This is a genomic window from Roseibium sp. ROS1 (genome assembly GCF_054658215.1).
In genome coordinates, this window is the sequence record NZ_BAAGIG010000005.1 from 379850 (window position 1) to 392226 (window position 12377).

At 58.7% G+C, this 12377-nt stretch carries 10 protein-coding genes; 8 read left to right on the plus strand and 2 right to left on the minus strand.

What is annotated here, in order from left to right:
- Positions 1-93: 93 nt before the first annotated feature.
- The 8 genes from ACYQ6M_RS27895 to ACYQ6M_RS27930 all read left to right on the plus strand — a co-directional run bounded on the left by ACYQ6M_RS27895 (position 94) and on the right by ACYQ6M_RS27930 (position 10445).
- Positions 94-1866, plus strand: coding sequence for a GumC family protein (locus tag ACYQ6M_RS27895; RefSeq protein WP_460076931.1), 1773 nt, complete (start codon positions 94-96; stop codon positions 1864-1866).
- Positions 1856-3262, plus strand: coding sequence for a pectate lyase family protein (locus ACYQ6M_RS27900; RefSeq protein ID WP_460076933.1), 1407 nt, complete (start codon positions 1856-1858; stop codon positions 3260-3262). The genes ACYQ6M_RS27895 and ACYQ6M_RS27900 overlap by 11 nt, the downstream gene beginning before the upstream one ends.
- Positions 3262-4599, plus strand: coding sequence for a lipopolysaccharide biosynthesis protein (locus ACYQ6M_RS27905; protein WP_460076935.1), 1338 nt, complete (start codon positions 3262-3264; stop codon positions 4597-4599). Before ACYQ6M_RS27900 ends, ACYQ6M_RS27905 begins: the two co-directional genes overlap by 1 nt.
- Positions 4596-5855: an O-antigen ligase family protein gene (locus ACYQ6M_RS27910; protein WP_022999566.1), complete on the plus strand. Its 1260-nt coding sequence runs from the start codon at positions 4596-4598 to the stop codon at positions 5853-5855. Before ACYQ6M_RS27905 ends, ACYQ6M_RS27910 begins: the two co-directional genes overlap by 4 nt.
- Before the next feature lie 192 nt (positions 5856-6047).
- Positions 6048-7265 carry a polysaccharide biosynthesis/export family protein gene (locus tag ACYQ6M_RS27915; protein WP_460076937.1) on the plus strand — a complete coding sequence of 406 codons (1218 nt, stop codon included), beginning with the start codon at positions 6048-6050 and terminating at the stop codon, positions 7263-7265.
- A gap of 13 nt (positions 7266-7278) precedes the next feature.
- Positions 7279-8472, plus strand: coding sequence for a glycosyltransferase family 4 protein (locus ACYQ6M_RS27920; protein ID WP_460076938.1), 1194 nt, complete (start codon positions 7279-7281; stop codon positions 8470-8472).
- Positions 8465-9295, plus strand: a complete 831-nt coding sequence (locus ACYQ6M_RS27925; RefSeq protein ID WP_075283062.1) for a sulfotransferase family protein — start codon at positions 8465-8467, stop codon at positions 9293-9295. The genes ACYQ6M_RS27920 and ACYQ6M_RS27925 overlap by 8 nt, the downstream gene beginning before the upstream one ends.
- Before the next feature lie 4 nt (positions 9296-9299).
- A complete protein-coding gene (locus ACYQ6M_RS27930; RefSeq protein WP_460076942.1) occupies positions 9300-10445 on the plus strand; it encodes a glycosyltransferase in 1146 nt (381 codons plus the stop codon).
- A 25-nt stretch (positions 10446-10470) separates the two neighbouring features.
- On the opposite strand, the gene ACYQ6M_RS27935 is transcribed toward ACYQ6M_RS27930, so the two are convergent.
- Entirely contained in the window at positions 10471-11142 is a 672-nt protein-coding gene (locus ACYQ6M_RS27935; RefSeq protein WP_460076945.1) for an HAD family hydrolase, read from the minus strand.
- A 129-nt stretch (positions 11143-11271) separates the two neighbouring features.
- Positions 11272-12243 carry an ATP-grasp domain-containing protein gene (locus tag ACYQ6M_RS27940; protein ID WP_460076948.1) on the minus strand — a complete coding sequence of 324 codons (972 nt, stop codon included), beginning with the start codon at positions 12241-12243 and terminating at the stop codon, positions 11272-11274.
- Positions 12244-12377 lie beyond the last annotated feature (134 nt).

Consider the following 12377-nt stretch of genomic DNA (forward strand, 5'->3'; position numbering starts at 1 on the left):
TTGGTTCGGCGCACACGCGCGACACAATGAAGGAGACGATCCCTGTTTTTGATCAACACCAGCTCTCAAACCGCCGGCAAGGTGGCTGATCAGGTGTCAAAACGTGATCGCCATGCCGAAGGTGCTGCCGATTTCAGACCAGAGAATATCCAGATTCTGACGCTGATCTTCAGAAATGCGGTTCTGATCGTCCTGTGCATACTGGCCTCTGGCGCCCTGATGTGGTTCCGGCTCACCACCGTTGTGCCGACTTACAGTGCGCAGGCCACGCTGGTGCTTGATGACGCGGTCCTGCGTCTCGATCCATTCGGTGCCCGGTTGCGGGCCAGAACCTTGTCGATGCTTCAACTGGCCACCGAAATCGAAGTCATGAAGTCACGGGAATTCGCAGCAAGGGTAGCGGAGGAGGTCGTACCTGATGAGATTTCCGGAACAGGTCAGAACGTCTTGTCCGGAAGGGAAAGCACGGTCGATCGCATTCTGGAGAGCTATCAGATCATCTGGCATCCCACGACCTTCGCCCTGGACATCCTCGCCACGGACGCCAGCCCGCAATTGGCAGCAGACATCGCGAATACTGTCGCCCGGAACTATGTCGACTACACGCTTGAGATACAACGCGCCGATGTCGAACGAACCAAGATGTCGATCATGTCGCGCCAATCCGCGCTGCAAGAGACGTTGAAAGATGCGGAAGCCAATCTTCTGGAATTCACCAGAACCAACAATCTCGACGATCTGACCGAGACGGAAACCCTGACCAACAATCTTCGCCGCCTGCAGGCGCAATTGGCGCTGGCAGAAGAACGCGGAGTACCCTTGCAAGAGTCTGCAGAACTCAAGGCCGACCTGGATGCGACGCTGGCAAAACTCGACGCACGTTCGGCGGCCGAAGTTGAGAAAACCGGCTTCGAACGGAGACTGGAATCGATGCGAAAACAGGATGATCTTCTGTTCGATCAGCTTGAAGCACTCGCATTGCAGGAAGCGCTACTGACCCCGGTCGCGCGGCAAGTGTCCATCGCTATCCCAACGACCAGACCTGTTTCGCCTTCTCCCAAAACCGAAATGGTGGGCGCGCTGATCAGCGGGCTCACTTTCGGTTTCCTTCTGGCGCTCTTGCGGGAAAACCTTCGCGGACGTCTGCGGTGGCCGCAGCAGATAACCGCGTTCCGCGCACCGGTTCTGGGGCAATTGCCTCCCCTTTCACGGAAATTCGTAAACCGTATGGCATGGACGACCAGGAGCGGGAACTTGCGGCGGGCGCTGCACAAGATCGCACCCCTGCACACCGCCGTGCGGACAAACACCAGGGCGGACAACAGGACCGAGAATGGGACCGGTGCAATGGTTCTGATCACGTCACCGGGGAGTCGGGAGGGCCGGAGTACACTCAGTTTCGCACTTGCCGCATATGCGGCCGCGGGGGGTGAAGATGTTCTGCTGGTCGATCTTGATCCTTCGCCGAGGGACTTGATCTCAACCCTCTCGCGCAAACGCACTGCGAACGGATTTCTCGATCTTCTGAGCAACCCTCTGCGGATCGATGCAGCCGCGTGGCATCTGCCCGGCCATCCGCATCTGTCGATAGTCGCCCCTGCATCGGGGCCCGTACCAGTGCGGTTCAACAACATGTCCAGTGTCGAAGCGTCACTCAGCGTTCTGCGCCGCAAGTACTCGTTAATTGTGGTCGATTGCCCACCGGTACTGAGCGACGACGCGACATGCCGCCTCGGCAGTGTCGCGCAGGCAGTGCTGCTGGTCGCGCGCATGAAGAAGACTCACTTCGAAGACCTTTCGAAAGCCGCTCAGCAACTCGAACTGAACAACGCCTCAAACGTCGGGATCGTGGTGAATGATGGCTAGGAACAGAACACAGGCTGCAGTCCTTATCGTCTTCGGCCTCTTGATGTCGCAATCGCTGGCGGCCGAGGCCGCGCCTCGAGCTTTTCCGGGGGCGGTCGGGTTCGGAGCATCTGCAACCGGCTGGACCGGAGGGGAGGTCATCCCCGTCACAACGCTGGCAGATGCTGGCGCCGGCTCTCTGCGAGCCTGTGTGGAAAAGGGCGAAATGCCTCGGATCTGCGTCTTTCAGGTGAGCGGAACGATCACGCTCGACACCCCCCTCTTTTTTCGCTCAAACCTCTACGTCGCAGGTCAGACTGCACCTGGGCAGGGAATGCAGATCAGACTGGGCAAGTCCCGCGCCACGCCCGTCATCATCAAGAATGCCAACGATGTCGTCGTCAGGTTTCTCAAGGTACGCCCGGGACCGAGCGAACAACCTTCGTCGTCGGTCGATGCGGTGACGCTTGAAAACGCGACGCGCGTTTATCTTGATCATCTGTCCTTGATGTTTTCGACCGACGAGAACCTCGGCATCCACGTTTCCCGCGAACGGTCCAGCGACATTACGGTCGCCAACAGCATTTCCGCCTGGGCTCTGGATCATGCCAACCACCCGAAAGGGCGCCACTCCAAGGGGGCCTTGATCTGCTCTGGAGACGGCCGGGATTTCGATTGCGGACGCGTGAGCCTCTGGCGAAACCTGTTCGCTCACAATCGGGACCGAAATCCCGATATATACGGCCATGATGACGGGCCGGTCGAGGTCGTGAACAGCGTATTCTACAATCCGATCAGTCAATTCGGAGAGTTTCGAAACTACTACGGCAACGCGTTTATCGTCTATGCCGGCAATGTTGCGCTGACCGGCCCGAGCACCGTCGACAGACGGCCCGCAGCAGTTGAAGCAATCATGGCAAGCGACCAGTACAGACTTGAAGTTCAGGTCGATGACATTCTCGCAATCGACCGTGGACGCTGCGACCAAGACCGCCCCTTTCGGCAAGTCGATGCCGATCCCGGAGCGGAGATCATCGAGGGTGTGACCGGCACACTGTCCGTCCCGCGCGTGAAGGCAAGCGAAGTGCTCGACCTTGTGCTTGAAGGGGTCGGCGACCGCCTGCCATCGGGCGAACATCGGGACTCGCTCGACCAGCAACTTGTCGAAACCGTTCGCGATTGCAAAGGCAAGGTGATCGATTCCCCATCCGAAGTCGGCGGTTGGCCGGACCTCCAACCGGAAGAACGGGTCGTGGACAGTGACGGCGACGGGTTTCCTGACACTTGGGAGCAGTCAACAACGGGGCTTGATGCCGGCCAGCCGGACGATCCCTGGCAGATCGTTGCAGGAACGGACAAGTCCTACATACAGCTTTGGCTGGCAGAGCTTGCCGGCGACCGGGAGCTGGATGACTGATGGCCCGCCTGATCAACCTCTCTGCTGAAGACAGCCAGACCGCCGGCCGGCTCATGCGCAATTTTTCATGGGTCTTCTCGTCCCAGGCGGTCAGCGGGGTGATCAGCATCGGGACCCTCGCCATCATGGCCCAGTCGCTTGGTCCGGCAGGCCTCGGCCTGTTTGCGATCTTCCAGGCTTATGTTCGCATTGTCGACCGGCTGCTGCGGCTGGAGCCCTGGCAAGCCGTGATCAAATACGGTGTCGACGCTCTGTCAGATGATGACGGCGACAGGTTCATGCGGTTGCTGAAGGGTTCGGTTTACGTGAACCTGGCAGGCAGCACGCTGGCTGCCGGGGTTTCGATCCTTGCAGCTCAGGTGACCGTACGAATGATGGGCTGGCCGGAGGACAGTGCCGCTTATCTGGCTTTGTTTTCCCTGGCGCTTCTCTTGAACCTAAAGCCGACCGCGGTCGCGGTCCTGAGGATTTTCGACCGGTTTGATGTTCTTGCCAAGGTCGATGTCGGTATCGCCCTGCTGCGTCTGGTGCTGTCGGCCGGCGTGTGGTTGATGGGCTACGGCCTTTGGGGGTTTGTCCTCGTTGCGGTGATCGAAGGCCTGGCGAACAGTCTGCTGCCGTTCGTCTATTCGCTCCGATATGTCCATCAGCGTGGCTACGGCAAGTTCATGCGATTGCCGATCAGGGGCATACGCGAAGAGAACCCCGGAATTCTGCGGTTTCTCTGGAATTCGAACTTCAATGTCATCATCCGCCAGACAGTCCAGCGTCTTGACGTAATCCTGCTGTCGGTTCTCGTTGACGAGAAATTCGTCGGATTTTTCCATATTGCCCGCAGGGTTGCCGACAGCGCGCTCAAGCTGGGGCGCCCGCTGAACCAGGCGATCTTTCCGGAACTGGCCCGCAAATGGAGTTCCGGCGAGGAACGCGGGTTTTACAAGCTCGTCAATGGCGTGCTGCTGGCAATCGCTGGCCTTTGCGTGGTCGTACTGGTTCCTGCCGCTTTCCTGATGCCATACGTCTTGTCGGTCATGTTCGGCGCGGGCTTCAACGAAGCCGCCAACATGGTCAACGTCCAGTTGCTGGCGGTCATACTTCTCCTGGCAACCATGGTGCTCAATCCGGCAATGTTGAGCATGGGGCGCGACCGCGAGCTTCTGTGGGTGACCTTGCTCGGAAGCGTCATGTTCCTGGCCTGTTTCGCCCCACTGGTCGGGATGCTGGGGCCGGTCGGGGCTTCGGTCGCTCATGTTCTGTTTAATGGCACGCTCGTGGCAGGCACCTTGTTTGTCCTTTACTGGTCGCGCCGACAGCCCAGCGTGAGGAGGCCGGCTTGACCCCAAGCGCGATACCGATCTCTTCCCACAGCGGTTCCCCTGTCCGGAGCACGACGAGCCAGGAAATCGAACGCCTGCTTGTCATCGCCGCGGTGTTCCTGTCGCCAATGACATATCTTCGAACCGACATCGTGTTCTTCACGCTGTCCGATCTCGTCGCCAGCGCCGCTTTCGTCGTGATGATTGCAAACAGGCGCGTGCCGCTTCGCCCGTTCGCGGACATGACGTCTTTCTGGCTGTTCTCGGTATTGCTTCTTTGCAGTGGCCTGATTGCCGGATCGTTGTTGAACGGCGATCCGCTTACGGGTGCGGTTGGCGTCATCCAGTACGTCTTTTCGTTTGTATGCATACCGCTGCTGCTTCTGGGGCGTCCTGCGCGGGAGACGATGTTCCTCTGCAAGGTGATGGCGTTTTCCCTTGTGTTCGTGATGTTGCATGGAGTGCTCTATTCGGTGTTCAGCCCGGACGACGCGCGTTTCTTTTCCAGAAACGGCCGACTGACCGGACTGATCGAGCGGGAAAACGGGGTCGGTCTCCTGGCCGGAGTAGGGATCGTCTATGTGATGTGGCTTTACTTCATCTCCCAGATATCCGGCATCGTGTTCCTGGCACTGGTGGCACCCGTTGCCTACGGCCTGTTGTTGTCCGCATCGAATTCAGGGTTCATCGTCGCGGTTGTCGGGATATTTGGAATCTCTTTTTTCCACGGCTCCGCCAAACATATCCTGGCTTTCATCGGGATTGGAGCTCTTGCACTGGCGGCCCTGTTCCTGTTCGGACAGTATTTCCTGCCCGAGGTGTTTCAGGAGCGGGTCTACGGCGCATTGACGACCGGCGATTCCAGCGAGGCGGGAACCTTCGATGGGCGACTGCTTCTCATCCAGGAGGCAATTTACCTGATCGATCGGTCGATCTGGTTAGGGGTCGGAGTGGATCAGCACCGGTTGATCAGCCAGTACGGAGCGCCGGTTCACAATACCTATCTGTTGCTGTTTTCCGAAGGCGGCCTCGTTTCGCTGCTCGGCTTCGTCTGCTTGCTGCTTACACTGGCATTCGTCGGCTGGCGGTCGTTCAGCAATCCCGACACGCGCTGGTCCGGGGTCCTGATGTTCACGATACTGCTCATGTTCGCGGTTGCCCTCAATGGAGTGACCCACGTTTACGGCAGGTTCCTGTCCGTTCCCCTTTTGCTTCCGGCGGCGATCTGTCTGTCGGGTTACCGGGTTCGCCGGCACCGGAAACGGGAGCACAGATGACCCATGAAAAAGGTCCTTACCAACGTTCGTCGAGACCATCGAATAAACCGGATGCAACTAAAGCATCCCGAAATAATCATGAATGCTATTTCGGGAAAAATTCCTTTTTCGTTGTTTTCCGATTTTCGTGATAATCTTGGATATATTGATAATAATTTTGTTTCTTTAAGTTAAAATATGGGAGATCGCGCATTGAGTATTCGGTTTATAATTGCCGTACTTTCATTATCGACTTTTCTTGTGTCGGGTCTCTCGGCCGAACAGTACAGGCTGTCCGGCGGTGAGACACTGGAGCTGCGTGCTGGCGCCTGGGATGCCAGAAACAAGACCTTTGCCAACTGGGATGGCGTGGCCGGTTCCTACAAGATGGCACCGGACGGCAAAATTCATGTCCCGATTGCGGGAGCCGTGGAAGTTGTCGGCAAGACCCTGGACGAGGTCGCGGATACTATTGCCAGCCGCATGCAGCGCATCGTCGGCTTGACGGAATTACCCGCGGTCTCCGTCGAAGTATCCCGGTATGCCCCGGTGTTCGTGGGCGGAGCGGTTACGGCTCCCGGACAATTCGACTTCATCCCCGGCATGACGGTCGAAAAGGCCCTGGCAATTGCCGGTGGCTATTATCGCCTGCCGAACGAAGAGGGGACACAACAGACCTCGCTCACCCGAATAACGGGGGAGATCAATCAGCTTCGCGGAACCGCATCCAAACTGTTGCAGCAGGAGAAAAGGCTCGAGCAGGAAGTGCAGCTCTATTCGGCGGAGACATTGCCAGACGCCGTGGAGTCGCAATCATCCGACCCTGTGCAGTCGAAGATCCTTTCCGCCAACATCAAGGTGATCAAGGCCGAGCTCCAGAGCCTCAAGGATCTTCGTGTCCTGCTGAACGAGAAAATCTCTCAACTGTCCGAAGAAATCGTCCTGCGTGACAACCAGATCGAACTGGCCCGCAAGGATCTCGCATCGATGGAGCATCTGAAGGACAAGGGGCTGGCCGTGACGACCCGCGTGTCCTCTGCCAATACGGCGCTCAACGATCTGGAGGCAAAACGTCTGCAGCTCGAAGTCGCCCGTCTCGACGCACAGCAGCGTCTCAATCTTGCATCGAGAGACGCCGCGACCCTGTTCGACAGGACCCGCGGGGAAAAGCTCTCCGAACTCACGGAGGTGAAATCAAAGCGTTTCGAGGTCGAATCCCGTCTTGAGCTGGCCCGAAAGGTCTACGCCGAGACGCTGTCCGCGAACTCGGTTGATACCACCGCCCAGGACAGCATTGTCACACCTTCCTACAGGATATCGCGGCTCGAGAACGGCGAGATGCAGAGCCTGGACGTCGACCTGAATGCCTTCATGCGTCCGGGCGACAGTCTGACGATCAACCTGACGATTTCTGAACCAGCGTCCAAGTAGGTCCGGAGCAGTGATGAGACGCATTCGAGTATTATTTCCGTTCGTAGGCGGACCTGTCCTGGGCGGCAGCCACATTTCGGCGCTCAGCCTTGCTGCCGCCCTGGATCCGAACCGTTTCGAGGCGCGTGTCCTCGTCCATTTCGAGCCTGGTGCCATTGGCCAAAAGGCACGGGAACTGGGGCTCGATTACGAGGTGCTGGAGGACACGCCACTGATGTCGTCGCCCGGCCTGCCTCTGCCCGGCCGCGTAGGCGGGCTTGGCTATCTGACGCGAACACTGCCGGCCTTGCGACGAACGCTGAAAAAGATCGATCCCGATATCGTGCATACGAACGAAGGACGCATGCACGCCAACTGGATCATGCCGAGCAAACTGTCTGGTTGTCGCCACCTCTGGCATCATCGCCAGGACCCGGCTGCGAAAGGGGCGAACATGCTCGCCCCCTTGCTTGCCGACCATATCGTGAGCGTTTCACATTACGCCATGCCATCACGTCCGATCCGGCCGATTGGCGACCGTGCAAGCGTGATCCGAAGTCCTTTCGATTTTCCAGCCATACGGCCCGATCGCACAAATTCCCATGACAAGCTTTGCGACGAACTCGGCCTGCCGAGGGACGCGGTGCTGCTCGGGTATTTCGGCTCGATCATCAAACGCAAACGTCCCGACGGCTTTGTTCGGGTGGTCGATGCGGTTCGCCGCGCCTTGCCGGAGCGTCAGGTACACGGATTGCTGTTCGGCGATACCGTCGATGCAACCCGGGGCCTGGACGAAACCTGCAAGGCGTTGGTCAGTAGCCTGGGACTGAACGACAATTTTCATTTCATGGGCTTCCGCTCACCGGTTTTCGAGGCAATGAGCGGTGTCGATGTCATGCTTGTTCCGGCTGTCAACGAGCCATTCGGCCGGACCCTGATCGAAAGCATGTATCTGGGGACGCCTGTCGTCGCGACACGGCACGGTGGCAACATCGAAGCGATCTCGGACGGTCTGACGGGGTTCCTTGTTGAGCCGGACGATCCGGAGAGCTTTGTCGAACCTATTTGCAAACTGCTCAGTGACCCTTTGCTGCAAACCCGGATTGCCGACGCGGCGCAGGCAGATGCCGCGGCCAAGTATGGCGCCGAACGCCATGTTTCCGAAATTTCCCGCCTTTACGAACAGCTCGTCGAAGGCACCCAGGTAGCAGGTACCGCATATGCTTGACTCAAACATACGATTTCTGATTTTCGGCGCGGCCAAGTCCGCAACGACCTGGCTGCAAAGATCTCTGGAGCGCAGTCCGACGATATCGATGCCCAGCCCGGAGCTGCATTACTTTTCCGATGAGTATCACCGTGGAGCGGACTGGTACCTGTCTCAATTCGACTTCAGTAAACCGGACGCAATCGTCGGAGAGAAGTCGAATACCTATCTCACGCAGCCCGAGGCGGCGGAGCGCATCCGGCGGGACCTTCCCGATGTCCGGCTGATCGTTCAGATGCGGGAACCGTCGGCGCGTGCCTACTCCGATTATTGCATGCTCTTGCGACGCGGGGAGGTGTCTCGAAACATCGAGGATCATCTCGACCCGGCGAAGGCCGCGGGCCAGCGTTTCATCAACGACGGCCGTTATGCCCTGCATCTTCGCCGGTTCTACGATCTGTTCCCGCCGGAGCAGATCCTGCTGCTGCTGTTCGAGGATATCCGGCGCCAGCCTGAAAATCAGCTCGCCCGCCTTGCCACGCATATCGGTCACGAAGCTCCGCTGGCTCCTCCGGTGGACAGCAAGGTGAAAGACAAGAACGCCGCCATCGTTCCACTGCCCCTGCGCAAGGTCCTGAAGCCGTTTCGCCCCGTTCTGGACGGCGTTCGGCATACCAGGCCAATGAGGGTGCTTCGCGATGCCGTCGCCCGGCCACAGGAATACCCGCCGTTGAGCCCCGATCTGGAAAAAAGGCTGCAGGACTTTTTCGCTCCGGAAGTCAGCGAACTTGAACAGCGGATCGGCAGACCGCTCGACGTCTGGCAGGGTGCACGAAAGGCGTGACCTGATGGACTACGTTGGCAGCGAAGGTGCTGGACTGGAGATCGGAACGGACGCTGCCGCGCCGGTCATGCATGTGATTACGAATTTCGCCGCCAGCGGCGGAGCGGAAACGATGCTGGCAAGACTCCTGGCAGCGACATCCGAACCGACAATCGTGGTCCCTCTGATCGGCGTTTCAGAGCGCAACCAGAGTTTGGCCGGACGGCCGGACGTGGAATATCATCCGCTCAACGCACGCGGAGCGGTGCACATGCCGGGTGCAATCCTGAAACTGACGGGGCTGATGCGGGAGAAGCGCCCACGAGCGGTACTGTGCTGGATGTATCATGCAATGGTTGTCGGCACCTTGTCGGCGCGCCTGGCCGGGGCGCCGCCCGTCTTCTGGACGGTGCGCCAGGCACTTGACGATCCGCGCAGCCTGACGCGAAGCACGCGCCTCGCCGTTGCAGGGGCACGCATGCTATCGTCTCGCGCTGCCGGCATCGTTTACAATTCGGCACGGGCAAGAGAACAGCACGAACAGTATGGCTATGCCGCGCGGTTCGGAAAGGTCATCCCGAACGGCGTCGTGGTTCCCGAGCAGGCGGACCCCACGCCGCGCAAGGCCCGTGTGTTCGGTATAGCCGCGCGCTTTCATCCTCAAAAGGACTACTTGAACTTCTTCCGGGCCGCAGCGCAGATCGCCGCACAATTTCCCGATGCTCGCTTTGTTGCCGCAGGTTTCGGTCTTGATGACCGCAACAGCGAAGTTCTGGCCATGATTGAAGACGCAGGGCTTGATCCGGCACGACTGAAATTGCTTGGGGAGCTGCGTGACATGGGGGATTTCTATTCGCAGATAGACGTTCTCGTCCTGTCGTCCAGAACGGAAGGGTTCCCGAATGTCGTCGCCGAAGCCATGAGCCATGCCCGTCCGGTGGTCACCACCAATGTCGGCGACGCGGCACTTGTTGTCGCGGATACCGGCAAGGTTGTTTCACCGGGCGATCCGGATGCGCTGTGCGATGCGATGGCCGAATTTGCCCGAATGCCCCCCGAGCAGGTTGCCGATCTCGGCAAAAGGGCTCGGCAGCGCATCGTGGAGAACTACCAGGTGAAGCACATTCTCGGTGAATACCAGGAGGTTCTGTCGCAGCGTGGTCCAGCCTGAAGGCACACTTGCGGTCCACAGTTAGCTATTTCATCGAAACCGTCTGGACCGTCAACGCGCCGTCGAGTTCATCCAGCGACGTTATTTCGACATGGGCCGCGTGTGCATCATCTTTCGCGTGCGGCGGATGCACGGCGCCCGCCCGCCGGATCTGAACAGTGATCCAGCCGCGCGCTTTTGGCGTCACGAAGTCCTTGGCGGGATTGTCGGCGACGTAGACCATCGGCCCGCCGTCTGCCGCAAGTCCTTCCATTTCCTCGTAAGCGCGGGGATGTGGTTTGCCATATCCTTGAGGCCAGTCTCCGGTCTTGCGGATATTCTCAATCCAGCGGTCAAGACCAAGGGCAACGATCTTGGCATTTTGAGTTTCCGCCGGACCGTCCGTAATCAGACCGAACGGACCGCGGTGACGCTCGAGAAAACGCGCCGCATCCGGAGCCAGCGCAATCTGCGGCGGGTGGCCACGGTAAGCCGCAACAAGATCAGCGATCAAATGGCTGTCGCCGCAGTGTCCGAGCCTTTCAAGCGCGCGGTTGAAAATCTGACGCCGCTCGCCTTCCTCGAACAACACCTTGCAGGCGTTGCCAAAGCCTTCCAGGCCTTCGCGTTCTTTTACCCAACCGTCGAGAAAACGATAGCCGCTGAACGCAAACTCCCGCTCCAGATAGAGCGTATCGTCCAGATCAAAAACAATCATCGCAATCCGCCAGTTAACGAATGTGGGGTCGACCGGACAACGCTACCGGCCAGGGCTTCTACTGCCAGGACAGAGCCGAGGTGCGGGTCCTGACAAAAGACCATTTCGGCTCCGGCAAACCTGAGACGATCAGCCGTCGTAGATCGCGCTGTCGTATCGGAGCATTTTGACATTTTCTCGCCAGTCATCGTTTGCGCTGCACGGGAAGCCCGACACTTCCTCAAGAAGCCATTGTGCAAAACGCGCACCCGCATGGTCGGCCAAGGGATACCCGCCCCCAAATCTTGCATTGATTTCAATGACACGCGGTCCCAGCTCCGGGTCGTCGATCACCTGGAAACAGGCCACGCCGGTCAGGCTCGGCAAGGCCCGGTGCACGCCTTCGGCGATTTGCCGGAAGTCATCCCGTCGAACCGTTCTTCCCTTCTCGACTTCACCCGCGCGGATCTGGATGCGCAGATGAGGAACCACCGTTCGCAGGCTGCCGCCTGAATCGACGAACATGTTGATCGTGAATTCCGGGCCACGCAGAAACTGCTGAAAGACCATTGGTTCCTCAAACCGGCCGGGCAGCTCTTCGATAGCCTGAAAGACCTGCAGTCCCCGGCTGGCGCTACCGCCGCTCGGCTTTGCAAACACCGGCCAGCCGAGTGCATCCGGATCGGACAGCAACGCTTCATGTCCCAGCGATTTCGGCACCGGCACGCCTGCCGCCTCGAGCATCTCCGACGTCAGCCGCTTGTCCCTCACAATTTCGATGACTTCAGTCGACGCCACATGCACCCGCGCTCCCAGCTGGATGAACGCGTCGGATACGCAGGCAAGCGCCATCAACTCCGTGTCAATCGTCGGAACCACCAGATCAACCCGGTTGTCACGCACAATGTCGAGAATGGCGTTGGCATAGCTCGGGTCGTCGCAACGCGGCACGGCAAACGCCCGATCCGCAGCTGCGCATGCTGCACTTAAATCCGGAGCAAGGTCACAGGCGAGGATTTCCAACTGGATTCCCAGATGGTCGGCAGCAGATCGGAAACATTGAAGCAAACCAACGCGGCGTCCCGCAGAACAAAGCAGCAATCGTAATTTTTTGACCGGCACAACAAATTCTCCGGAAATGTGAGAGGCAATTCAAATGGAATATCAATTCAGTATACGCGGCAATTTCGACCGCAGAGAGAATATAACCAGCCTTGGCTAGTTTGTGAATTCAGTTTCACGAACGTAATGAAGTC